Here is a 24678-nt window from a genome sequence, read left to right as displayed (position 1 = left end):
CTGCGGGCGCGGCGCCCATGGACGCTTCAGCGGCCCGCAAACTCGTTCAGATAATCGACCAGCGCTTGTACGCCCTCGATCGGCATCGCGTTGTAAATCGATGCCCGCATGCCGCCGACGGACTTGTGGCCCTTCAGTTGCAATAGCCCGCGCGCCTTGGCGCCGGCCAGGAATGCTTCGTTCTGAGATTCGTCGCGCAGGTAGAACGGCACGTTCATGCGCGAGCGGTATTCCTTTGCCACCCGATTCTGGTAGAAATCGTCGGCGTCCAGCGCCGCGTACAGCAGCGCCGCTTTCTCCATATTACGCTGTTCCATGGCCGCCACGCCACCCTGCTTTTTCAGCCACTGGAAAACCAGGCCGGCGATATAGATGCCGTAGGTGGGCGGCGTGTTGTACATGGATTCGTTTTCGGCCACGTTCTTCCAGTCGAAAGCCGAGGGACAGAAGGGCAAGGCCTTGCCGATCAGGTCATCGCGCACGATGGCGACGGTGACGCCGGCCGGGCCGATATTCTTTTGCGCGCCGCCGAAGATCACGCCGTATTTGCTGACGTCCACAGGGCGCGACAGGATGTGCGAAGACATATCGGCCACGATGGGCGTCTCGCCCTGCGCCGTCGGCACGAAGTTGAACTCGACGCCGTCGATGGTTTCATTGGTGCAGATGTGCAGGTAGGCGGCGTCCGGCGTGAGCTGCCATTCCGACTGCGGCGGCACGTGGGTGAAGCCGTCCGCCTTGGCCGAAGCGGCCACGTTCACTTTCGCGTAGCGGCCCGCTTCCTGGATCGACTTGCTGGACCAGGAGCCGGTCTGGATGAAATCGATGGTGGCGTCCGGGCCTTGATGGCCCAGCATATTCATCGGGATCACGGCGTTTTGCGACAGGCCGCCGCCCTGCATGAACAGGACGCGGTAATTGTCCGGCACGGCCAGCAGCTCGCGCAGGTCGCGCTCGGCGGCGCGGTAGATCGAGATGAATTCCGGGCCGCGGTGGCTCATCTCCATGACGGACATGCCGCTGCCATGCCAGTCCAGCATTTCGGCGGCGGCCTGCGCCAGCACTTCCTTCGGCAGCACGGCCGGGCCGGCGGAGAAGTTGTAGATGTTCGTCACGGCGGCGGCTCCTTAATTCTTCAACGATTCAATGGCCTTGCGCACGCGCGGGCCAATAACCTTCTCTCCGATCTGCATGCCTTCGGTCATCAGCTGCGGCATTTCGCGCAATGACTTCTGTCCCACCGGGGTGCGGTAGAAGTTGGCGATCTGGCGCATTTCATCGACCGTAAAATGGCGCGCGTACAGCGGAATCATTTCGGCCATGATTTCATCCATCAACTCCGGGCTCAACAAGACCTGCTGCATGGTGCTGACCGCCTTGGGCAGATCGGCCTCCATGGCCAGCAGCGCGGCGCGCCGGCCCGTCGCATCCAGCCGGGGATTATCGCTGATCGACTGTTCGGCGGTATTGCGCATCATCTCGGGCAGGGTTTGCACCATCTGCTGCATGAGCGCCGTCATCATGGTGCGGTAATTCATCGCGTCCATCAATTCCTTGATGGCGGCGGTGTGCTCGGGCGCCGGGGCGTTCTGGGCCAGAGCGGGTTGGCCGGCGGCAAACGCGAGGGAGATCAACAGGCTTGCAAGGATTTTCTTCATAAGCTTATGCGTTTTACAACGGGTTAAAAACACTACGGGCCCGATCCGAGATATTCAGACCGGGCCCGCCTTGCTGCCGTCTTACTCAGCCGGCGCTTCCGGTGCGGCGCCGCCATCGGCTTCGCCGCCCTCCTCCACCTCATCGGCATCGGCCTCCACGATGCGCTGCAGGCCGGACAGCTTGGTGCCGTCCTCCACCGCGATCAGGGTCACGCCCTGGGTGGCGCGGCCCATCTCGCGGATCTCGGCCACGCGGGTGCGGATCAGCACACCGCCGGTCGTGATCAGCATGATTTCATCGCTGGAATCGACCAGGGTCGCCGCCACCACCTTGCCGTTACGCTCGCTGGTCTGGATGGCGATCATGCCCTTGGTGCCGCGGCCGTGACGGGTGTATTCGGTGATCGGCGTGCGTTTGCCGAAGCCGTTTTCCGTCGCGGTCAGCACCGACTGCTGCTCGTTCTCGGCGACCAGCAGGGCGATCACGTTCTGGCCTTCTTCCAGGTTCATGCCGCGCACGCCGCGCGCCTGGCGGCCCATCGGACGCACATCGTTCTCGTCGAAGCGCACCGCCTTGCCGGAATCGGAGAACAGCATCACATCGTGGGCGCCATCGGTCAGCGCGGCGCCGATCAGGAAGTCGCCCTCGTCCAGGTCGACGGCAATGATGCCGGCCTTGCGCGGGTTGCTGAAGTCTTTCAGCGGCGTCTTCTTCACGGTGCCCAGGCTGGTGGCCATGAACACGTAGTGGTCTTCCGGGAAGCTGCGGTTTTCGCCCGACAGCGGCAGCACCACGGTGATCTTCTCGTTGTCCTGCAGCGGGAACATATTGACGATCGGCTTGCCGCGCGAGTTGCGCGAGCCTTGCGGCACTTCCCACACCTTGAGCCAGTACAGGCGGCCGCGGTTGGAGAAGCACAGGATGTAATCGTGCGTGTTGGCGATGAAGAGCTGGTCGATCCAGTCCTCGTCCTTGGTCGCCATGGCCTGCTTGCCGCGGCCGCCACGCTTCTGGGCGCGGTATTCGGAGATCGGCTGCGCCTTCATATAGCCCATGTGCGACAGCGTCACGACCATGTCCTGCGGCGTGATCAGGTCTTCCGTTTCCAGGTCGGTGGCGTTGTGCTCGATGGTCGAGCGGCGCTCGTCCTTCTCGCCGTATTCCAGCATGGACGCGTTCAGCTCATCGACGATGATGGCGGTCACGCGGGCCGGCTTGGCCAGGATGTCGAGCAGGTCGGCGATCTGCGCCATCACGTCCTTGTACTCGTTGACGATCTTGTCCTGTTCCAGGCCGGTCAGGCGCTGCAGACGCATTTGCAGGATTTCCTGCGCCTGTTCGTCGGACAGCTTGTACAGGCCATCGGCCTGCATGCCGTAGTGCTTCGGCAGGTGCTCGGGACGGAAAGCTTCAATGCCCGCCTGGCCTTCTTCGCCGGTACGGGCCAGCATTTCGCGCACCAGGGAGGAATCCCAGGCGCGCTGCATCAGTTCCGCCTTGGCGATCGGCGGCGTCGGCGCGGCCTTGATGATGGCGATGAAATCGTCGATATTGGCCAGCGCCACGGCCAGGCCTTCCAGCATGTGGCCGCGTTCGCGCGCCTTGCGCAGTTCGAACACGGTGCGGCGCGTGACCACTTCGCGGCGGTGCGACAGGAAGCACTGCAGCATTTCCTTCAGGTTCAGCAGCTTGGGCTGGCCATCGACCAGGGCCACCATATTCATGCCGAAGGTGTCCTGCAACTGGGTCTGCTTGTACAGATTGTTGAGCACCACTTCCGGCACTTCGCCGCGTTTCAGCTCGATCACCACGCGCATGCCCGATTTGTCGGACTCGTCGCGGATATCGGAAATGCCTTCGAGCTTCTTGTCGCGCACGTTCTCGGCGATGCGCTCGAGCAGGGACTTCTTGTTGACCTGGTAAGGCAGCTCGTCGACGATGATGGCGGTGCGGCCGCCTTCCTTGCCGAATTCCTCGAAGTGGGTCTTGGCGCGCATGACCACGCGGCCGCGGCCCGTGCGGTAGCCGTCGCGCACGCCGGACACGCCGTAGATGATGCCGGCGGTCGGGAAATCGGGCGCCGGGATCAGTTCGATCAGCTCGTCGATCGAGCAATCCGGGTTGGCCAGCACGTGCAGGGCGCCCTTGATCACTTCCGACAGATTGTGCGGCGGGATATTGGTCGCCATGCCCACCGCGATACCGGAGGAGCCGTTGATCAGCAGATTGGGCAGACGGGTCGGCAGAACCGTCGGTTCTTTTTCCTTGCCGTCGTAGTTGGGGGCGTAGTCGACCGTATCCTTGTCGATATCGGCCAGCAATTCGCTGGAAATCTTGTCCAGGCGGCACTCGGTATAACGCATGGCCGCCGCGTTGTCGCCGTCCACCGAACCGAAGTTGCCCTGGCCGTCGACCAGGGTGTAGCGCAGGGAAAAGTCCTGCGCCATGCGCACCAGCGTATCGTAGATCGAGGCGTCGCCGTGCGGGTGGTATTTACCCATGACTTCACCGACCACGCGCGCGCACTTCACGTAAGGCCGGTTCCACACATTATTCAGTTCATGCATGCCGTACAGCACGCGGCGGTGTACCGGCTTCAGGCCGTCCCGCACGTCCGGCAAGGCACGGCCCACGATCACGCTCATGGCGTAATCGAGGTAGCTCTTGCGCATCTCTTCTTCGAGGGAAATGGGGATTGTTTCTTTTGCGAATTGATCCATTGGCGGGTCGATCTTCTGTGACGTTGGTTTAGCTTGCCCGTCCGGTGCGCTACAGCTGGCAGACAGGACAAGCCTACGATTTTAGCATGGCGCTCCTGTCCCCAGCGCAATTCCGGCCCGGGCCCGCTCCCAGCCGCGTTTGGCGCATGTTGCGCGATGTCATGGCGAGGACATATTTACCAATTATCATCGTCGCCAGCCCGTTGCACGAAAACAACATTTTGGTCGAACGCGCCCCGCCGTCTGATTTCTCCAGAAATGTAGGATTTTCCCGGCTGTGGCAAAATGGACGAGAAGTTAATTGCATGTTTCGCAATCGGGAGGCTAGCGCGACGGGTGGGATTTAGTGTAGCTGGGGCAGCCATGGTAGTATTCGCCCCAGGCAACAAATACGTCGCGCAGTTTTTCTGCGGATATCACCCCCGAAAGGAAAGAAAAAATATGAAAAAACTCATTACAACCATCTTTGCCGCCTCGGCAGTTCTGTCGGTATCGGCACTGGCACAAGAAAAGCCAACCGCGCCCCCTTTCGCCCCTGTGACCCAAGACATCAAGGCGGCAACGCCTAAGAGCGCCTATGTGCAAGATGCACGTGGCGTAATCGCCCGCGATCCATTCGGCCTGTGCTGGCGCACCGGCTACTGGACCCCGGCTGATGCCGTGCCAGGCTGCGATCTGCCAATCTGCGTTGAGCCAGAGAAGCTGGAAAACGGCAAGTGCGTGGCGCCTCCGCCACCACCAGCCCCAGCGCCAGTGGCACCAGCCCCAGCACCTGTAGCCGCTCCAGTAGCCGCTCCGACCTCGGAAAAAGTGAGCTTCGCCGCTGACGCCTTCTTCGACTTCGACAAAGCCGTGCTGAAGCCAGAAGGCAAAGCCAAGCTGGACGACGTAGCGTCGAAACTGGGCAGCATCAACCTGGAAGTCATCATCGCCGTCGGCCACACCGACTCCGTGGGCACCGATGCCTACAACGACAAACTGTCCGTGCGTCGTTCGGAAGCCGTGAAAGCGTATCTGATCTCCAAAGGCGTTGAAGCCAACCGCGTGTACACCGAAGGCAAGGGCGAGAAACAGCCGGTCGACGACAACAAGACCGCCGCTGGCCGCGCCAAAAACCGCCGCGTTGAAATCGAAGTCGTGGGCACCAAGAAGTAATCAGCCCCCTTCGGCTCACGCCACCCAACCCCGCTTCGGCGGGGTTTTTTTTGGCCTTTTTCCGCCGCCTATCGCGTTTTTGACATCCCGGCTTTGGCGTGGGGCAAAATGCGGCTATCATGCGGGCTATGAACGCCGATCCTTTAGAACTGCAAAAATTCAGTGAGCTGGCCCATCGCTGGTGGGACCCCACTTCCGAGTTTCGTCCGCTGCACGAAATCAATCCGCTGCGCCTGGAGTGGATCAACGCGCGCGCCCCGCTGGCGGGCAAGAACGTGATCGACATCGGCTGCGGCGGCGGCATCCTGGCCGAATCGATGGCGCGCAAGGGCGCCAAGGTGACGGGCATCGACCTGTCGGAAAAAGCCCTGAAAGTGGCCGATCTGCACAGCCTGGAATCGGGCGTGCCGGTGCGCTACAAGCTGGTCGCCGCCGAAGAAATGGCGGCCCAGGAAGCGGGCCAGTACGATGTGGTGACCTGCATGGAAATGCTGGAGCACGTGCCCGATCCGGCAGCCATCGTGCGCGCCGCCGCCACCCTGGTGAAACCGGGCGGCCAGGTCTTCTTCTCCACCCTGAACCGCAATCCGAAAGCCTATCTGTTCGCGGTGATCGGCGCCGAATACCTGCTACGCCTGCTGCCCAAGGGCACGCACGACTATGAGAAATTCATCACCCCGGCCGAATTGAGCCAGGACATCCGCAGCGCCGGCCTGCAGGTGGAAGGCTTGAAAGGCATGGGCTACAACCCGCTGACCAAGATCTACTCGCTGAACGACGACACCAGCGTCAACTACCTGGTCGCCGCCACCCGTCCACTGTAAACACTAAGGGCGGCTGCGGCCGCCCCGCCTCCTATCCCAGCCCCTTCCCCACCATGAGCCTTTCCGCCCCTCGCGCCATCCTCTTTGACCTGGACGGCACCCTGGCCGATACCGCGCCCGACCTGGCCGCCGCCATCAATCTGCTGCGCAGCAAGCGCGGCCTGGCGCCGACGCCGTATGAGGTGCTGCGTCCGACCGCCTCGGCCGGCGCGCGCGGCATGATCGGCGCCTCCTTCGGCCTAACGCCCGGCGACGCCGGTTTCGAGGAATTGCGCGTGGGCTTCCTGGCCAATTACGAAGCCGCCATCGCCGTGCACAGCACCCTGTTCCCGGGCGTGAGCGAGCTGCTGGAGGGCATCCGAAGCGCCGGCCTGAGCTGGGGTATCGTCACCAATAAAGCGGCCCGCTTCACCGAGCCGCTGGTGCCGCTGATCGGCCTGCACCAAGCCGGCTGTGTGGTGTCGGGCGACACCACCGCCCATCCCAAGCCCCACCCCGCCCCGCTGCTGGAAGCCGCCGCGCGCCTGCAGCTGGCGCCGGAGCAATGCTGGTATGTGGGCGACGACCTGCGCGACATCCAGGCCGGCCGTGCCGCCGGCATGGCCACCGTCGCCTGCCAGTGGGGATATTGCGGCGCCAGCGAGCCGTCGAGCTGGGGCGCCGACCACCTGCTGCCCACGCCGGACGCCTTGCTGGCCCTGATCCGCGCCACCGTTGCGGCGGCGCCGCTAGCCGCCTGATAACAAGTATTTTTTTGCAACATTAAGTTGCCATATGGCAATCAACAGGCGTACTATACGGATATTAGAGTCAATACGTAGTATTACCGAAGAGTCCGGAGAACAGTATGTCGAGCGATGACGCAGCGGAGCTAGCACTGCCACGAAGTAGTGCTCCGCAGGTATGGGACGCTACGGTCAGTGAAACCAGCTTTTATTGGTACGACCTGATCAACGACCCCAAGGTGGCCGATTTCCACGACCCGATCGGGCGCTACCAGCGCCGCATGCAGTTCGCGCTGGACGCGACGATGGAAAAGCGCCTGATCTTCATGCTGGTCGCCCGGCCGCGCCTGCGCTTCGACCCCAAACGCAGCACCAGCTGGGGCTTTTTTTCCCTGAAGCTGACCATTCCCATCCTGCTCGGTGGCGACGAGCGCAAAAGCACGATCACGGTCGAACTCAAGACCCCGTTCGAAGCCACCTTCAAAAAACCCCTGATTCAGCTCTACGACAAGTACATGACCCTGAACTGGGGCTCGATGACGGAAACCTTCACCATCCACGACCTGATGCAGCGCCACGACACCGGCCTGCACTACCCGAGCAAGGTGCAATACGTCGGCCAGACGCGCGACCCGGCCGGCCGCCTGGCCAAGGGCCGGTTGATGGCCGTCAGCAATCTATGCGACAGCAACGCCCAGGATTATGACACCCTGCTGCTCGTACAAAACTTCAATGTCGCGGTCGACACCGAAGCCAAGGAATTCGCCGAGCAAGCCTCGCAGCGCAGCCAGATGGACGTGCTGGAAGCGGCGCTGATCCGTTACTTCGAAGGCGCCGACGCGCGCAGTCCGCAGGAACACCGGCTGCGGCGCGAGCGCCTGCGCAGCCTGCACGAAGCCTATATGATCGACCGCCTGACCATCGACCTCGGCTTCAAGGAAGCCAACGACTTCTACGACTTGGAATCGGCCGAGGTGGAAAAATCCCGGCGCCACCTGTTCGCCTGCAGCTTCACTGAAGGTCTGGTCGCCGTCGAGCGCCTGGCCGAGCAAGGGCGGCCCCTGGTTAGTCTGGAAGCATAGGCGCCGCCAGGTGCACACTGTTGCGGAATCGGTTACAATGAAGATTCTGTGGGGACGACCTGGCTTCGACGTGGGTTGCAAAGCAGAACAGGGCATACCGAGGGCTGGTTACCTCGTAAATACACCCAGAAACAAACTAACTGCAAACGATAACTCGTACGCACTGGCAGCCTAAGGGCTGTTAGCTCCTCAACGCTTCTTCCCTGGGGCGGGCCGTTAAAAGCTGAGGAGTCATTTACAGGGAATCGCGCTGCTACGGGTCACTTGGATCAGCGCTAAATTTAAGGTGAATCGCCAGTACAAAGCGTGCACATTCGCGTTGTGCTGGTTAAATTAAAAGATAGTGCTAAGTATGTAGAACTGTCTGTAGAGTGCTTGCGGACGCGGGTTCGATTCCCGCCGTCTCCACCACCGAACAAAAAATTAGGCCCCCAAGCGCAAGCTTGGGGGCCTAATTTTTTGTTCGCTAGCGCAGAGTTGGCGGGAAATGAATCCGCGTCCGGCACGGACGCGGGGCGAAGCGGGGAATTCGGCTCGCATGCGAGCCGCCCGCGCAGCGACGCCCGCTTGCAAGCGGGCGGCTCTCCGATTCGCCCATTCACGAAATCGCAGCGCGATTTCGCGTCCGCGGTAGCGGACGGTTCATGAACAGCTACTTGCAAGCGATGGCGATAATGTTTTCGCCAACGTGCCTCCCCTTCTGGTATCTGAAAGAACAAACACGAGTATTGTCATCGAGTCTCTTTCCAAGCGTAACCTGGTCGGACTCCCCATAAGTACAAGCAAGCCACTTCCCAGCTGGAAACGGCGCATCAAGTTGATAAGTGTAAATCCACACGCCTTTTTCCCGCTTCTGACTGAATTCCGCGAGTTCTCCCAGCTCTTCAGGCGGGCCGCTCATTGGCGCTGCCCCATGCAGATACAAGGGCGCACGAACAAACGTAGTCCAACCCGATGGCGCATTCGAGATCTGCACTGACTTCTGCTCAATGAATTGAGGGCACTCAAGAACAGGCCCAGAGGGCGCGGCCGATGCAGGTACAGCGAAGTCCGCCAACACCACCATGCACGCGAGCCTTCCTGCTATGACGCGCTGTTGGAAATTGAGTTTGAACCTCATTGCGATCCACCTTCATTCAATGACAAAGAATGCGTCTGCATTGTCGCTAGGCTTAATGAAATTACCCCTTCCATCCTTGCCCAGGGACCGTATGATGCGCACTGAAATCTCGGTTTTCTTGTCAGCTTTCCATTGGTCCGCGACAACGATGCCGCTTGCTATTTGGCGGATGTAAAGGGCTGCATGATTCCCATGGGCGCGATTTGCGTAGCGGCCTTTTACGAAGGTGGCGATTGCAGTGCCAGTTCTCAGCTTTACACTGCCGAGGGCAGCCTCGCCTTGTCGCCAATGTGGCGTTGTAGGCGCACCCGCATACTTTTGCACGAGTGCCACACACTGGCGAGTACCGACAACGGGCTGACCACTGAGCTCTGCCGCTTTGGGATAGACATAAGACATTTCCACACCTCCTTCCGGGACCGGGTATGTCCTAAGACTAGGAGGGGTTGAAGGGCGGCCTTTACACAGGCTCAAGCTCTGTACATATGTACGACGGGCTGTTGCGCAGACTCAAACTCTGTGAGATAGCTGGCCACTGGCGCTGGCTAGAGCGCGCCGAGCGTAATATCGCTGTAGTGGCAGCAATCAACGATGACGATCCAAGCTTGATCGTAGTTACCGCAATGGATTGAGAGGAGCGGTGCGGAATTCCGCTATATCCGTACCGCCCGGCTACTTTCTCAAAAATCCCTTGGCAAGCTATTCGGCTATACCGAGCAAGCGGTGGCGAAGTGGGAGAAATATGGCAAAGTACCCAAGGTAGTTGATGCTGCCTTAAGGCTTGTTTTCATCGAGAAGCATGATGGGAGCAACGCAGCGACTGCTGTGATCGATATGCTGAATACGATTGACCGCATCGCGGTTACAAAGGTCATTCTCACGAGGGAACAGTCGGCATGGTCATGCATCATCGAAATAGATGATGGTGCTTTAGATACTGCCACCGCTCATGCTACAGCGCCCAAAGTGCGACATCCCCAAGATGGCCAGATACAAAGCTAGGAAGCAGCAGATGCCTGCTTCGTATTTCCCTCTCAATCTTAATCCCCTTGGCAGTCCCAAAATGGCGCAGTTTTTCGAACTGCGCCATAACTGCGCCACAGTCCCGCAAACGGCGCCACCAACGCTATGTCCTCCACCACAGACTTATTGAACAGCATCCGGGCATCCAAGAACGGCTTGACTCTGGCAGCAGTTCTTGCCAGACACCCCGGCATTGGCGGGCGAACGGCACATCCGCGAGGTCATCACACATCCCGAGTGTGATCCACTTGCCAATATTCAGCGATCCGTCGCGGAGCGCGTTCCGGAGCCGGGGCAGCCACAGGTGCAGGCACTGATCGTCGAGGAGCTTCGGCGACTGCACGAAGGAGTGCTGGCGCGCTATGGCTTACGCCCATCTGAATATGCGGCATGGAAGGCGCTTCATCGGCATTGAGGGACACGAAAGCCTTACTGAGGGTTCAGATGGATTAGTCCCCATTAAGCAGCCGTCAATCCACCATATTCAACTTCACCTTCGTCCCATCCGGCAGCCCCTGCATCTGCCGCGCCAGATCGCCCGACAGGCGGATCAGCTCATGCAAAGGCGCGCTCGCCAGATTCTCCGCCTTATACTCCCCGCCCAGCGCGCCAGGAATCTTGAGGCAGTACTTGCGCCCTTCGCCCAAAGGGCCACAATGTTCGCGGGCGATCGCCGTCAGCCCGGACATATGCCAGTCCTGCAAAAACTCATGATCGGCCGACAGCACGTCGAGCGCCTGGCGGTCGGGCGCCACCACCGCGCAGCCGCACTCTTCCGGCATCAGCCGCCAATAGCTGCCCTGCTCATCCTTGATGATCAGATTGCCGAAATCATTTTCACCCACCACCGCCTGCGCCTGCAGTCCCGCCCAGCCCCAGCTCTCGTTCAACTCTTTGATGATATCCATGCGCTCTTTCTTGCCGGCCCCCATCGCGCCGACTGATAAAATTACTGATCAGAAATTATTTTAACGCCTATCATCATGAAACGACTGCTCCAACTCCTTTTGCTGCCCCTGCTCGCCGCCAGCCATCTCGCCTCGGCCGGCGAACTGGAGGAATATGCCCGCGCCGCCAACCGTCTGGTGGCGCTAAGCCAAACCGCCCAGCGCGAGGGCAAGGAGCCGCCGCGCATGGCCAGCGGCGAGGGCAAGGAATTGATTACCCTGCTGTCCGACCGGCAACGCTTCCTCGATTCCCGCAGCTTTACGCCGGGCGATATGAGTGAGCTCAGCCTGCTGTGCGGGGAAATGACCAAAACCATGATGAACTACATGATGTTCAACCTGCAGCGCATCGACCGCAGCAATAAGGATGCAGCGGCTTTATCCGCCGCGGTAGCCGCAGCCTCAAGGGAGAACATCCACAGCTATCAGGATGAGATCGCGCAACTGATGCCCATGACGACCCTATGCATGGGCAAGCAGTTGCCCGTGCTGGAACAGTTCCTGACGACCTTGAAGCCGGATGAATTCAACGAGGCGCGGCAACGCGGCTTGGCGATGACGCAGAATGGGCTGTTCACCAGCATGCTCGGCGCCCTGAGCGGCATCGGCGACCCAACGGTCAGCGAAGCGAACCAGCTCAAGATGGTGGGCGCGCTGGCCGAAGTCGCGCCGGTGTACGCGGCCGCGCTGCCGCTGGAGAACCGCAGCCGCATTGTCGCCCTGGCCCGGATGCGCCTCCTGAATAGCGCACCGGCCTTCAAGGACGCCCTGCTGCGCATCCTCCAAGCCATGGAAAACGCGGAGTGCACGGGGCTGTGCCGCCGCGCGCCGTAAGCCGGCGGCGAAGAAAGGCAACAACTTGTAAATCGCTAGCGCAGATCTCGATAGCATTCTTCTTTGGCTTCACTACAATAGGCCTTATCCACCGTAAACCAGCCCGCCCAGGATTCCGCCCTTCGATATGCGCATCGGCCGATACTTCACGCGACAGGATGCGCCCGGCGTGCGCGCCACCCTGGGTCTGCTGGTGCTGGGCTGCGTCCTGCCGCTGTCCCTGGTGGCCGCCTTCCTCATCGTCGAGTTCTACCAGCGCGGCCGCCAACAACTGATCGACAGCACCGTCACCCAGGCCCAGGCCGCCATCGCCGGCGTGGACCGCGAATTCGACAGCCTGCAGGCGGCCTTGCAGGCGCTCGGTACTTCGCGCCAACTGATGACGGGCGACCTGGCCGGCTTCCACACGCGGGCGCGCGACGCACTGGGCAATCTGCACGCCGACAGCATCGTGCTGGTCGATCCCAGCGGCAAACTCTTGCTGTCCACCCGCCGCGCCTATGGCGAGCCGCTGCCGCGCCTGCCCGGCACGCCCCTGCTCAAGCGCATCGTGGCGACCGGGCGCGGCGGCGTGTCCGACCTCTTCCCCGGCCCGCTGGCCGGCCAGCTGATTTATACCGTGGGCGTGCCGATCCGGCGCGACGGCGCCATCGTCATGACTCTGAACGCCACCGCCACGCCGGCCCACCTCACCAGCCTGCTGGCCGAACAAAAATTGCCGGCCACCTGGCGCACCGCCATTCTGGACAGCCGCGGCAAGATCGTGGCGCGCAGCCACGAGGCGGCCAAATACGTGGGCAAGAGCGCCACGCCAGCACTGCTGCACAGCCTGTCCGTGCGCGGCGAAGGCAGCCTGGAAGGCCGCGCCCTGGACGGCCTGCCGGTGTATACCGTCTACAGCCGCTCGCCGCGCACCGGCTGGACGGTGGCGTTCGGCATTCCCACCGCCGAGCTGACCGCCGGCCTGCGCCATTCGCTGGGCTGGCTGATCGCCGGCACCCTGGCCGCCCTGGCCCTAGGACTGCTGCTGGCCTGGCGCGTCGGCGGCGGCATTGCGCATTCGGTGCGCGCGCTGATCCCGCCCGCCCTGGCCGCCGGCAGCGGCGATATGCCGGAGTTGCCGCCGCTGGCCATCCGCGAGGCGCGCGAATTGGCGCAAGCCATGCGCGACGCGGCCGCCAGCGTGCGCACGGCCCAGGCCCAAAGCCGCGAGAGCGAGCACCGGCTGACATTGGCGGCGCAGGCGGCGCGCTTGGGCATCTGGGTGCGCGACCAGCTGCGCCACGAGATCTGGGTGTCCGACACCTGGCGCGCGCTGTTCGGCTTCCCTCCCGGCCAGACCCTGACCATGGCCGACGTACTGGGGCGCATCCATCCGGAAGACCGGCCGGCGGCGGAAGCGGCCCTGGTCCAGCCGCGCGGCCGCTACGAGCTGGAATTCCGCATCCACCATCCGGACGGCGCGGAACGCTGGATCAGCTCACAGGGCCAGGCCGAATGCGATAGCGCCGGCCAGGTGACCCTGGTGCGCGGCGTTTCGCTCGACATCACGGCGCGCAAGCAGGCCGAACTCGACATGCTGCAAAAGCAAAAAGAATTGACCCACCTGTCGCGCGTGGCCATGCTGGGCGAGCTGTCCGGCACCCTGGCCCATGAGCTGAACCAGCCCCTCACGGCCATTCTCAGCAACGCCCAGGCGGCGCAACGCTTCCTGCGCCAGCCGCGTCCCGACCTGGACGAGTTGCGCGACATCCTGCACGACATCATCGAGGCCGACGAGCGCGCCAGCGCCATCATCCGCCGCCTGCGCAGCCTGATCGGCAACCAGGAGAGCGTGCTGCAGCCGGTGGTGGCCGACGAGTTGCTCAGCGACGTGCTGCACATCCTGCGCGCTGACCTGATCCACCATGGCGTCACCCTGCACACGGACCTGGCGGGCGGCACCCTGCGCCTGCAGGCCGACCGCGTGCAACTGCAGCAGGTGCTGATCAATCTGATCATCAACGCCTGCGACGCCATGGCCGCCACGCCGGCCGCCCAGCGCCAGATCGCCATCCGCAGCCGGCGCTACGGCAAGCAGTGGCAGTTGGACGTGCAGGACAGCGGCCCCGGCATCCCGCCAACGCAGCTGGGACGCATTTTCGAACCCTTCTTCACCACCAAGAGCCAGGGCATGGGCCTGGGCCTGGCCATCTGCCGCAGCATCGTCCAGGCCCACCAGGGCCGGCTGTGGGCGGAAAACAGCGACGGCGGCGGCGCCTGCCTGCATCTGAGCCTGCCGGAACTGCCATGAACAGTCCGCAGCGCGTCTTCCTGGTGGACGACCAGCCCGAAATCCTGAAGGCGCTGGGCCGGCTGCTGCGCGCCACCGGTTTCGAGGTGGACAGCTATCTCTCGGCGCAAGCCTTTCTCGACAGCGGCAACGCCGACGCCGCCGGCTGCCTGGTGCTCGACCTCTCCATGCCGGGCATGAATGGCCTGGATCTGCTGGACGCGCTGCGCCAGCGTCCCAGCCTGCTGCCCGCCATCTTCCTCACCGGCCAGGGCGATCTCGATGCCGGCATCCGCGCCATGAAGCTGGGGGCCGCCGACTTCCTCACTAAGCCGGTCGACGACGCGCGCCTGATCGGCGCCATCGAACACGCCTTCGCCGACAACCGGCGCGCGCGCGGCGCGGCCCAGGAGCGGCACAGCATCCAGCAGCGCCTGGACAGCCTGACGCCGCGCGAGCGCGAAGTCATGGCCCTGCTGGTGGAAGGCCTGTTGAACAAGCAGATCGGCGCCGAGTTGGGCATGGTGGAAAAAACCGTCAAGGTGCACCGCGCCCGCATCATGCAGAAAATGCAGGTGCGCTCGCTGACCGCGCTGGTGCGCCTGGTCGACCGGGTACAGCCCACCCATCCCGCCTGACAGTGGCGGCATAGGACCAAGGTCCAATACCGCCCTCCCGCCCCGGCGCCTAAGCTGAGGCCATGGATACTTCTACTCCCTGGGTGGCAATCGTGGACGATGACGATATGGTCAGGCGGGCGGTGCTGCGCCTGCTGCGCTCGGCCGGCATCGCGGCACGCAGTTATGCCAGCGGCACCGAATTACTGGCCGATATGGCGCGCCAGCAGCCCTGCTGCGTGATACTCGACCTGCACATGCCGCTGATGGACGGCTTCACGCTGCAGGCGCGCCTGGCGCAGACGGCGCCGCACATCGCCACCGTCGTCGTCACCGGCCAGCATTCGCCGCAAGCCCAGCAGCAAGCCATGCGGTATCCGCCGCAGGCCTACCTCACCAAACCGATGGACGAACGCCAGCTGCTGGACGTGGTGGCGGCAGCGCTCGCCAGCAGATCCCCTACCTAATCTTGTCGGAGATGCCATGATCCCCCTCAGCGAACTGCAGCAGGCACGCATTCTGATCGTCGATGACCGCCACAGCAATATTGCCTTGATGGAGAACATCCTGAGCTGCGCCGGCTATACCGCGGTGGAGTCGACCACCCAGCCGGCCGAAGCCTGCCGCCTGTACCGCGAACGGCGCTACGACCTGATCCTGCTCGATCTGAACATGCCGGAGATGGACGGCTTCACCCTGCTGGAAAACCTGCACGCCATGGCACTGGACGAATACCTGCCGGTACTGGTCATCACCGCCGAACCGGAGCACAAGCTACGCGCCCTGCAGGCCGGCGCGCGCGACTTCATGAGCAAGCCGCTGGACGTGCAGGAAATGCTGACGCGCATCCACCACCTGCTCGAAGTGCGACTGCTGTACCGCGACACGCGCGATTTCGGGCGACGCCTGGCCAGCCACGATCCGGCCACCGGCCTGCCCAACCGCGCCTTGTTCGAAAGCCAGCTGGAACAGGAACTGGCGGCGGCGCAAGGCGCCGACCGGGCCTTGCTGCTGATTGGACTGGATGGTTTCCGCCGCATCAACGACACCCTGGGCTGCCACTTGGGCGACGCCGTGCTGCGCCAGTTCGTCCAGCGCCTGCAAGACTATGCGCCGCCCGGTTATATGCTGGGCCGCCTGGGCGACGATGAATTCGCCCTGTTGCTGGCCGGGCTGACGCCGGCACAGCAGGTGGCCGAGGCCGACGTGGTGCGCCTGGCCTGCGCCACGCCCTTCCGCCTGGAAGACAGCGAGGTCAGTCTGAGCGCCAGCATCGGCATCGCCCTGCATCCGGGCGACGCGGGCGACGCCGGCCACCTGCTCAAGCACGCTGGCACCGCCCTGCGGCAGGCGCGCCAGGACGGCGGCAGCCGCTCGCGCCTGTTCACCGACACCATGCAGATCGAAGCCCAGCAGCGCCTCGATTTCGAATGCGCGCTGCGGCGCGCGCTGAAGAACGAAGAGTTCGAACTGTACTACCAGCCCAAGCTGGAAATGAGCAGCGGCCGCATGGTCAGCGCCGAAGCCCTGCTGCGCTGGAACCGCCCGGGCCACGGCCAGGTGTCGCCGGCCCAGTTCATTCCCATGCTGGAGGAAACGGGCTTGATCGTGCCGCTCGGCGCCTGGATCCTGGAACAAGCCTGCCGCCAGCTGGCGCAGTGGCGCAAGTTCACGCGCCAGCCGCTGCAGATCGGCATCAACATCGCCGCGCGCCAGTTTGCCGAGGCCGACCTGCAGGGCTTGATCGAAACGCTGCTGAAGCGCTACCGCATCGCACCCGGCATGCTGGAACTGGAAGTGACGGAGAGCGCCCTGATGGACGACACGGCGCGCACCGCCAGCATCCTGGCGGCGCTGCGCCAGCTCGGGGTGCGCGTCGCCATCGACGATTTCGGCACCGGCCATTCCAGCCTGGCCTATCTGAAGCACTTCCCGGTCGATACGCTGAAAATCGATCAGGCCTTCATCCGCGATGTCATCAGCAATCCGGGCGATGCCACCATGGTGGAGGCCATCATCGCCATGGCCCACAACCTGAACCTGGAGGTGGTGGCCGAGGGGGTGGAAACGGCCGAGCAGCTGGCCTATCTGGGCCGGCGCCGCTGCGACCAGATCCAGGGTTATTACTATTCGCGGCCGCTGCCGGCGGCGCGCTTCGAACAATTGCTGCTGGAGGGACGGCGCGTGGCCGTGGCGGCTGCCGCGCCGGCAGCGGCGCCACAGCGCACCGTGCTGCTGATCGACGACGAACCGATGGTGCTGGCGGCGCTGGAACGCCTGCTGCGCCACGACGGTTACCGCATCCTCACCGCCCAGGGCGCGGCGCAAGCCTTCAATCTCCTGGCCTGCAACGAGGTGCAGGTGGTGATCTGCGACCAGCGCATGGATGAGATGAGCGGCACCGAGCTGCTGGACCGCATCAAGGACATGTATCCGCGCACGCTGCGCATCATCCTCTCCGGCCAGACCGAACTGGCCACCATCGTGGAGTCGGTCAACCGCGGCGCCTTGTACCGCTTTTACACCAAGCCTTGGGACAACCGCACCATGCGCGAAAATCTACGCGAAGCCTTCCGCCATTACTGGCAGTTGTACGGCCTGGCCGAAAGCGACGCCTGAGACGGGAGACGACCATGAAAACCATGCTGCTGCCGTTCCTGGCCTGCCTTGGCCTGCTGCTGGCGGGCCAGGGCGCGGCCGAAGTCGCGGAAGAACCCATCAAGCCGCTGCCGGCCAGCCTGCGCCAGGACCCAGCCCGCGTGGCCCTGGGCGCCCGCCTTTTCCACGAAGTACGCCTGTCCGGCAACCAGCGCGTGTCCTGCGCCAGCTGCCACGACCTGGCCAAGGGCGGCGCCGACGGCCGGCGCCAGTCGCTGGGCTGGCGCGGCCAGACCACCGCGCTGAATGCGCCCACCGTGCTGAATGCCGCGCTCAATTTCAAGCAGTTCTGGGATGGCCGCGCCGCCACGCTGGAAGAACAGATCGACCAGGTTGTGCAAAATCCGGTGGAGATGGGCGGTTCCTGGCCCGACATCGTGCGTCTGCTGGCCCGTGACGACAGTTACCGGCGCGCCTTCGATGCCGCCTACAAGGACGGTGTCACGCGCGCCAATATCCAAAACGCCCTGGCCAGCTATGAACGCACCCTGATCACACCCGATTCGCGCTTCGACCGCTATCTGCGCGGTGACGGCAAAGCCATCACGGCCAACGAAAAAGCCGGTTATCTGCGCTTCAAGCAGTATGGCTGCGTGGCCTGCCACCAGGGCGCGAACGTGGGCGGAAATATGTTCCAGAAATTCGGCGTGATGGAAGATCTGCTGCCGCGCAGCGCGCGCACCGGCGCGGCCCAGGGCCGCTTCCTGCGCACCGGCCGCGAAGAGGACCGCCAGGTGTTCAAGGTGCCCAGTCTGCGCAATGTGGCGCAGACCGCGCCCTATCTGCACGACGGCTCCGCCGCCACGCTGGAAGAGGCGATCGACATCATGTTCCGCTATCAGTTGGGACGGGTGGGATCGGCCGAAGACAAGCGCCTGATCGCGCAGTTTCTTGGCTCGCTAAGCGCCGCGCCGCGGGGACAGCCATGAAGATCCCGCGTCTGCGCAAAGGCTGGCTGCCTTTGACCGCGCTGGGCCTGCTGCTCGCCGCCGCCCTGCTGCTGTTCTATGCCAGGAGCCGCGACTACGACGCCTCCAGCTATTTCGCCAATCTCGCGCTGCTGCGCCATCTGAAGCAGCTGGACGCCAGCTGGGAGCTGAACGTGATGAAGTCGCGGGTCGGCCTCAATCAGAATTACGACGCCCTGGTCGATCCCCTGCCCGACGTCGCCACGCTGCCGCAGCAGCTGGCGGTCCTGCAGCAAAACGCGCCGGAGCCGCTGCAGAAAAAGCTGGAACAGGTACTGCGCGCCTTTCAGCAGGCGATGACGGAAAAAGCCCGTCTCATCGAGGCATTCAAATCGCACAACGCCATCCTGCGCAACTCCCTGGCGTTCTTGCCGATGGCCGCCACCGACGCCGGCGCCGAGCTGCCCGAGAAGACGGCGTCCAGCCGGGCGCAGAGTGAGCTAAGCAGCGCAGTCAACGCGGTCCTGCTGGCCACCCTGGTGTATACCGAGGCGCCCGCGCCCGAACACATGGTCAATGTCCGAACCGAGCTGGAAGCGCTGCTGGATTTCCGCTCGCGCCAGAGCGGCGAGAGTCTGCTCAAGCTGGACATTTTCCTGGCCCATGTGCGCACCGTGCTGCGCGAACATGCGCAGGTGAGCCAGTTGCTGCTCCAGATCGCGCAGGCACCCACCGCCGCCCATCTCGATGAGATCAACAACCTGCTGACGCAGCAGCAACAGCATGCCGCCGGCGAAGCCCATATGCACCGGCTGTATCTGCTGCTGTTCTCGGCCGGCCTGGCGGCGCTGCTGCTCTACGCCGCCATCCGTCTGCTGCGCAGCCACCGCATCATCAACCGCATCAACCACGCCCTGCAGCACGCCAACGAACACCTGGAGCGGCGCGTGCGCCTGCGCACGCAGGAGCTGGAGCAGGCCCAGAGCCAGTTGGTGGCGGCGGCGCGCCAGGCCGGCATGGCGGAAATCGCCACCAATGTGCTGCACAATGTGGGGAATGTGCTGAACAGCGTGGGCGTCTCGGTCTCCTTGCTGGTGCGGCAGGCGCGCGACTCGCGCGCGCCGGGCCTATCCAAGGCGGTGCAACTGATCAACAAGCAGGGCGCGCAATGGGTCGATTTTTTGCGCGGCGACGAGCGCGGCCAGCGCCTGCCCGCCTACCTTGACGAACTGGCCGGCGCACTCGGCGCCGAACGCCAAAACGCGCTGGCCGAGCTGAACTCTCTATCCAGCAGCATCGATCATATCAAGGACATCATCGCCACCCAGCAGTCCTATGCCGGCGCCGCCTGCCTGCTCGAAGACTGCAGCCTCGACCATCTGCTGGAGGAAGCGCTGGGCATGAGCGGCCTGGCCGGCCAGCAGGACGGCATCGCCATCATGCGCGACTATCACGCGCTGCCGCCGCTGCGGCTCGACCGCCACCGCGTCCTGCAAATCCTGATCAATCTGCTGGGCAATGCGCGCCGCGCCATGGATGGCCTGGCTGCCGGCGAGCGCCGCCTCATCCTGCGCCTGCGCCAGAGCGCGGACGACAGCGTGCAGTTGCAGGTGGCCGACAGCGGCGAAGGCATCCCGGCCGAAAATCTGGCGCGCATCTTCAGCCACGGCTTCACCACCCGCAAGGACGGCCACGGCTTCGGCCTGCACAGCTGCGTGCTGGCCGCCCGCGAGATGGGCGGCAGCTTGCAGGCAGCCAGCGACGGCCCCGGCACGGGCGCCACCTTCACCCTACAGCTTCCCATCCACTCTTCCGCCAAGGACTGCACGCCATGAATTCACCATCCGAATCCTTCGAGCGCCGCCTGCTGCTGATCGACGATATGCCAGCCATTCATGAGGACTTCCGCAAGATCCTGCTGTCCTCCAGCGCCGCCGACGCCACCCTGGATGCCGCCGAAGCCTTTCTGTTCGGCGCCGATGCCGCTGCCGCCGCCGCGCCGATGCCAGCCTTTACCCTCGATTGCGCCAGCCAGGGCGAGGAAGGCGTGCGCATGGCCGCCGCCGCGCTGGCCGCCGGCCGGCCCTATGCCCTGGCCTTCGTCGACATGCGTATGCCGCCTGGCTGGGACGGCGTGCAAACCATCGAACATCTGTGGCAGACCGACCCGGCGCTGCAGGTGGTCATCTGTACCGCCTATTCCGACCATACCTGGCAGGAGGTGCTGGCGCGGCTGGACGCGCGCGACCGCCTGCTCGTCCTGCGCAAGCCTTTCGATGTAATCGAGGTGCAGCAGCTGGCCAATACGCTGACCGAGAAGTGGCGGCTGACCCGGCAAGCGGCCAGCCGCATGGAAAACCTGGAAAGCGCCGTGGCCAGCCGCACCGCCGAACTGCAGCAGGCCAACCACCAGTTGCAGCAGCAATTCGACCAGCGCAAGCAGTTGGAAAGCCGCCTGGTCCAATCGGAAAAATTGGCCTCCCTTGGCCTGCTGTGCAGCGGCGTGGCGCACGAGATCAACAATCCCCTCGGTTTTCTGCAATCGAATTTCGGCGTGCTGGAAGAGTATCTGGAAAATCTGCTCGCGCTGCTGGACGCCTACGCCGACAACTGCAATGGCGGCTGCGAAGCGCCCGCCGGACTGGCGCGGCTGCCGCAAAGCGCCCCGTTCCAGCTGGCCTTCCTGCGCGAGGATATTCCCGTGCTGATGGCGCAATCCAAGGACGGTATGGGACGCGTGAGCAAGATCGTGCAGTCCCTCAAGGACTTTTCGCGCAATGGCAATAGCAGCTCGCCATGGGAGCTGGCCGATCTGCACCGCGGCCTGGACTCCACGCTGAACATCATGGCCGGCGAGATCCGCAAGGTGGCGGACCTGCGCAAGGAATACGGCGAGCTGCCCATGGTGGAGTGCCTGCCGTCCGAACTGAACCAGGTATTCATGAATCTGGTCATCAACGCCGCCCACGCCATCGGCCCGGCGCGCGGCCAGATCACCATCCGCACCGGCTGCCATGGCGCGGAAGCCTGGGTGGAAGTGGCCGACAACGGCTGCGGCATCGCGCCCGAGGTACTGCCGCGCATTTTCGATCCCTTCTATACCACCAAGCCGCTGGGCCAGGGCACCGGCCTCGGTCTTTCGCTCTCTTACGGCATCGTGCGCAATCACGGCGGACGCATTGACGTGCAATCGACGCCGGGGCGCGGCACCGCATTTCGCATCCTGCTGCCGCTGCGGCAAAAGGAACGGGCGCCGGCACAGGCCTGCCCGGCTTAAGCTGGATTAAGAAAGGCCCAGCCGCCTTTCGGCGGCGCGCCAGGCCCATGCTAGAATCGGCCGCGTATGAATATGAACGGAACAATACGACGCTGTGCCGCCTGGCTCGCCTTCATGGCGATCCTCTTCGCCGCGCTCGTGCCTTCCGTTTCGCGCGCCATGGCGCCAGCTGGCAACAGCGGCTGGACTGAGATCTGCACCATGCAGGGCGCCAAATTCGTCCAAATCGGCGACGATGGCGGCGCGCCATCCGGCGACAGCGCCCAGCATCTGGAACACTGTCCCTTCTGCTTCACCCAGCACGATGTCGTGGGCTTGCCGCCCACGCCGGCGCTGACGCTGCATCCCGCAGCCGGCAGCGCGATATACCCTTCCCTCTTCTACCAGGCGCCACGCCGTCTCTTCATCTGGTCCGCCGCGCAGTCGCGCGCGCCGCCAAGCCATTCCTGATCCCGCAGCATCCGTCTGACCTGCATTGAAGCAGGCCGTTTGCGCGCGCCTTGTCGCCCGCCTGTGGCCCTGCGCCGCGCCAAATACGCCATTAAAAGAAGAAAGCACATCATGAACTACCGTCCCAGCGCCATCTGCCTCGCCGTGCTGTCCGCCTTCTCCGTCAACGCCATGGCCGCCGATGAAACGCCCGGCATGGAAATCGTCGTCGTCAGCGGCTCGCGCGCCGTCACCAAGCTATCCGAAACGCCCAGCGCCATCGGCATCGTGAGCGGCCGCGAGATGGAGCGCGACAAGCCCAAGACCATGGGCGACATCCTGAATCGCGTCGCCGGCGTGCACTGGAATGACCTGGGCAATGAGCAGCACAGCATGGCGATCCGCCAGCCCATCGGCACCGGTTCGGTGTACCAGTATCTGGAGGACGGCATTCCTATCCGTCCGCTGGGCGTGTTCAATCACAACTCGCTGAATGAAATGAATATCGCAGGCAGCGACAGCGTGGAAGTAGTAAAGGGACCGGCCTCCTCGCTGTACGGCAGCAATGCCGTGGGCGGCGCCATCAACGCGCTGACGGCCGCGCCTTCGCGCACGCCCTATGCGCGCATCGGCGTGCGGCATGAGGGCGTGTCCGGCTTTACGCGCTACGACACGGCGGCCAGCAATACCTGGGGCGATTTCGGCCTGCGCTTCTCGCATTACAGCTCGCGCCGCACGTCGAACAACTGGCAGGAGTACAGCTACGGCGACAAGGATTCCTTCACCCTGCGCGCCGACTATGCGCTGGGCAATGCGGGCATCGTCCGCGCCACGCTGGTGCGCACCGATCTCGATGCGGCCATGCCCGGCAGCCTGTTCGAAAACGATTACCAGAACAATCCCGGCAAGAGCCTGAACACCTTCACCTACCGCAAGGACAAGACCACGCGCGGCACCGTGGCCTGGGAAGGCGATACCACGCCGGGCGGCAGCACCACCGTCACCCTGTTCACGCGCCGCAACGACCATGGACAGATCCCGAGCTACACCATCGGCAGCTGCAGCGGCAGCATCTGCAAGGGAACGCTGAACAACAACCACGTCGATTCGCGCGGCCTGGATGTGAAGCATCTGCAGGAATTCGCCTGGCTGAATTCGCGCCTGGTCGCAGGCATCTACATCGACCGCAGCGACAATCCCTATTACAGCGACAATCTGCGCATCGTGCGCGACCCGGCCAGCGGCCGCTATCTGAGCTATACCCGCGTCAACGACAGCCAGCCGCAAGGTGTGCGCGATTACCAGGCCGACATCGACAACACCGCCATCTTCGCGCAATGGGAAGCGTCGCCGCTGCCCAAGCTGCGCGTGGTCGCGGGCGGCCGCTCCGACCGCATCCGCTACGACTTCCGCAACAATCTCTCGCCGCAGGGCAGCGCCAACTATGGCGCGCCGAACGAGAGCCGCAGCTTCTCGCGCTTCAGTCCCAAGCTGGGCGCCAGCTATGTGCTGGGAGCGGACGCCAATGCGTATGCGAATATCAGCGAAGGCTTCACGCCGCCGGAGGTAAGCCAGATGTATGGCAAGACCGGCATTCCCGACCTGCAGCCCGCCACCTACCGCAGCGTGGAAGTGGGCCTGCGCCTGGCCTTCCTCGACCGCAAGCTGCGCCTGGATTCCTCGCTCTACCGGCTGGTGGGACGCGACACCATCGTCAGCTACACCATCACGCCGGGCAATAGCGAGAACCGCAATGCCGGACGCACGCGCAGCCAGGGTCTGGAGTTGGGCCTGAACTACGACAACGGCCCGCTCGACGCGCGCTTCAGCACCGCCATCGCCAGCCATCGCTATGAACGCTACCGCGTCTCCGCCACCCAGGACTACAGCGGCAAGGACATGCCGCAAGCGCCGCGCGATATGACCAGCGCCGAAATCGGCTACAAACCGATGCCGGGCTTGCGCATCGCGCTGGAAGCGGTGCACCAGGGCGTCTACTGGATGGACAATGCCAATACCGTACGCTATCCCGGCCACGCGCTGTTCCATCTGCGCGCCGCCTACCGCTTCATGCCAGGCTGGGAAGCCTGGGTCCATGTGCGCAATCTGGGCGACAAGCATTACTCCGATTCAGCCTCCAGCTCCTACTCCGGCGCTGGCGTTTACTCGCCCAACACCCAGAACCAGTACACGCCCGGCGCACCGCGCAGCGTGATGCTGGGCCTGTCCTACACCTTCGGCGGCAAGTAAAGGCGGCGTCAACTGGCCAATCTGATCCCCACGAAGCGAAGAAGCCTGCGCTTGCGCAGGCTTCCTATGAAGAGATTATGTTTCTTCCTCTTTATTGCAGCCCTTCCCGTACTTTTTGCGCGTATCGAAAAAAGACCAGATCGAAACGCCAAGGCCGAGTACGGCGGCAAAGCACGTG

21 protein-coding genes and 1 other RNA gene are annotated in these 24678 nt (G+C 63.6%); 16 read left to right on the top strand and 6 right to left on the bottom strand.

The annotated features are described in order from the left end of the window. Nucleotides 1-26: 26 nt before the first annotated feature. From serC to gyrA, 3 genes are all read right to left on the bottom strand, one after another. Complete coding sequence (gene serC / locus FHS03_RS12775; protein ID WP_183441351.1) at nt 27-1115, bottom strand: 3-phosphoserine/phosphohydroxythreonine transaminase; 1089 nt, start codon at nt 1113-1115, stop codon at nt 27-29. A gap of 12 nt (nt 1116-1127) precedes the next feature. After that, nucleotides 1128-1658, bottom strand: coding sequence for a DUF2059 domain-containing protein (locus FHS03_RS12770; protein ID WP_183441350.1), 531 nt, complete (start codon nt 1656-1658; stop codon nt 1128-1130). A gap of 81 nt (nt 1659-1739) precedes the next feature. Further along, entirely contained in the window at nt 1740-4379 is a 2640-nt protein-coding gene (gene gyrA / locus FHS03_RS12765) for a DNA gyrase subunit A (RefSeq protein WP_183441349.1), read from the bottom strand. Nucleotides 4380-4820: 441 nt separating this feature from the next. Between gyrA and ompA the strand changes: the two genes are divergently transcribed. The 5 genes from ompA (at nt 4821) to ssrA (ending at nt 8576) form a co-directional block, all read left to right on the top strand. Next, nucleotides 4821-5534 (top strand): outer membrane protein OmpA, encoded by a 714-nt coding sequence (gene ompA / locus FHS03_RS12760; protein ID WP_050408968.1) that lies wholly within the window; start codon nt 4821-4823, stop codon nt 5532-5534. A 128-nt stretch (nt 5535-5662) separates the two neighbouring features. Beyond that, nucleotides 5663-6358, top strand: coding sequence for a bifunctional 2-polyprenyl-6-hydroxyphenol methylase/3-demethylubiquinol 3-O-methyltransferase UbiG (gene ubiG / locus FHS03_RS12755; protein WP_050408969.1), 696 nt, complete (start codon nt 5663-5665; stop codon nt 6356-6358). A gap of 53 nt (nt 6359-6411) precedes the next feature. Continuing rightward, the gene (locus FHS03_RS12750; protein ID WP_183441348.1) at nt 6412-7098 is read left to right on the top strand and encodes an HAD family hydrolase; all 687 of its coding nucleotides are present in this window, start codon (nt 6412-6414) and stop codon (nt 7096-7098) included. A 107-nt stretch (nt 7099-7205) separates the two neighbouring features. Next, complete coding sequence (locus tag FHS03_RS12745) at nt 7206-8165, top strand: hypothetical protein (RefSeq protein WP_183441347.1); 960 nt, start codon at nt 7206-7208, stop codon at nt 8163-8165. 50 nt (nt 8166-8215) lie between these two features. Next, nucleotides 8216-8576: a transfer-messenger RNA gene (ssrA, locus tag FHS03_RS12740) on the top strand. A gap of 241 nt (nt 8577-8817) precedes the next feature. On the opposite strand, the gene FHS03_RS28640 is transcribed toward ssrA, so the two are convergent. Continuing rightward, nucleotides 8818-9231, bottom strand: a complete 414-nt coding sequence (locus FHS03_RS28640; RefSeq protein WP_371871673.1) for an STY0301 family protein — start codon at nt 9229-9231, stop codon at nt 8818-8820. A 66-nt stretch (nt 9232-9297) separates the two neighbouring features. Beyond that, entirely contained in the window at nt 9298-9684 is a 387-nt protein-coding gene (locus FHS03_RS12735) for a BPSL0067 family protein (protein WP_183441346.1), read from the bottom strand. Nucleotides 9685-10483: 799 nt separating this feature from the next. Between FHS03_RS12735 and FHS03_RS12730 the strand changes: the two genes are divergently transcribed. Next, entirely contained in the window at nt 10484-10723 is a 240-nt protein-coding gene (locus FHS03_RS12730; RefSeq protein ID WP_221208131.1) for a hypothetical protein, read from the top strand. A 55-nt stretch (nt 10724-10778) separates the two neighbouring features. Here the strand turns inward: FHS03_RS12730 and FHS03_RS12725 are convergent, their stop codons facing one another. Next, nucleotides 10779-11216, bottom strand: coding sequence for a T6SS immunity protein Tdi1 domain-containing protein (locus tag FHS03_RS12725; protein WP_183441345.1), 438 nt, complete (start codon nt 11214-11216; stop codon nt 10779-10781). 75 nt (nt 11217-11291) lie between these two features. On the opposite strand from FHS03_RS12725, the gene FHS03_RS12720 reads away from it, so the two are divergent. From FHS03_RS12720 to FHS03_RS12675, 10 genes are all read left to right on the top strand, one after another. Continuing rightward, nucleotides 11292-12089: a hypothetical protein gene (locus FHS03_RS12720; RefSeq protein ID WP_183441344.1), complete on the top strand. Its 798-nt coding sequence runs from the start codon at nt 11292-11294 to the stop codon at nt 12087-12089. 127 nt (nt 12090-12216) lie between these two features. Continuing rightward, complete coding sequence (locus tag FHS03_RS12715) at nt 12217-14382, top strand: sensor histidine kinase (RefSeq protein WP_183441343.1); 2166 nt, start codon at nt 12217-12219, stop codon at nt 14380-14382. Further along, complete coding sequence (locus FHS03_RS12710) at nt 14379-14999, top strand: response regulator transcription factor (RefSeq protein ID WP_183441342.1); 621 nt, start codon at nt 14379-14381, stop codon at nt 14997-14999. Before FHS03_RS12715 ends, FHS03_RS12710 begins: the two co-directional genes overlap by 4 nt. Nucleotides 15000-15061: 62 nt before the next feature. Then, nucleotides 15062-15445, top strand: a complete 384-nt coding sequence (locus FHS03_RS12705; protein ID WP_183441341.1) for a response regulator transcription factor — start codon at nt 15062-15064, stop codon at nt 15443-15445. A 16-nt stretch (nt 15446-15461) separates the two neighbouring features. After that, the gene (locus FHS03_RS12700) at nt 15462-17597 is read left to right on the top strand and encodes an EAL domain-containing protein (protein WP_183441340.1); all 2136 of its coding nucleotides are present in this window, start codon (nt 15462-15464) and stop codon (nt 17595-17597) included. Between the two features lie 14 nt (nt 17598-17611). Continuing rightward, a complete protein-coding gene (locus FHS03_RS12695; protein ID WP_221208130.1) occupies nt 17612-18565 on the top strand; it encodes a cytochrome-c peroxidase in 954 nt (317 codons plus the stop codon). Continuing rightward, nucleotides 18562-20379, top strand: coding sequence for a DAHL domain-containing sensor histidine kinase (locus FHS03_RS12690; RefSeq protein ID WP_183441339.1), 1818 nt, complete (start codon nt 18562-18564; stop codon nt 20377-20379). The genes FHS03_RS12695 and FHS03_RS12690 overlap by 4 nt, the downstream gene beginning before the upstream one ends. Next, entirely contained in the window at nt 20376-21821 is a 1446-nt protein-coding gene (locus FHS03_RS28405; RefSeq protein WP_183441338.1) for an ATP-binding protein, read from the top strand. Before FHS03_RS12690 ends, FHS03_RS28405 begins: the two co-directional genes overlap by 4 nt. A 66-nt stretch (nt 21822-21887) precedes the next feature. Then, the gene (locus FHS03_RS12680; RefSeq protein WP_307729539.1) at nt 21888-22271 is read left to right on the top strand and encodes a DUF2946 domain-containing protein; all 384 of its coding nucleotides are present in this window, start codon (nt 21888-21890) and stop codon (nt 22269-22271) included. 111 nt (nt 22272-22382) lie between these two features. Further along, nucleotides 22383-24500, top strand: coding sequence for a TonB-dependent receptor family protein (locus FHS03_RS12675; protein WP_229426188.1), 2118 nt, complete (start codon nt 22383-22385; stop codon nt 24498-24500). Nucleotides 24501-24678 lie beyond the last annotated feature (178 nt).

It is taken from the genome of Pseudoduganella violacea (genome assembly GCF_014191875.1).
Taxonomy (GTDB): domain Bacteria; phylum Pseudomonadota; class Gammaproteobacteria; order Burkholderiales; family Burkholderiaceae_D; genus Rugamonas; species Rugamonas violacea_A.
This window is presented reverse-complemented; position numbering and strand designations above follow the sequence as displayed.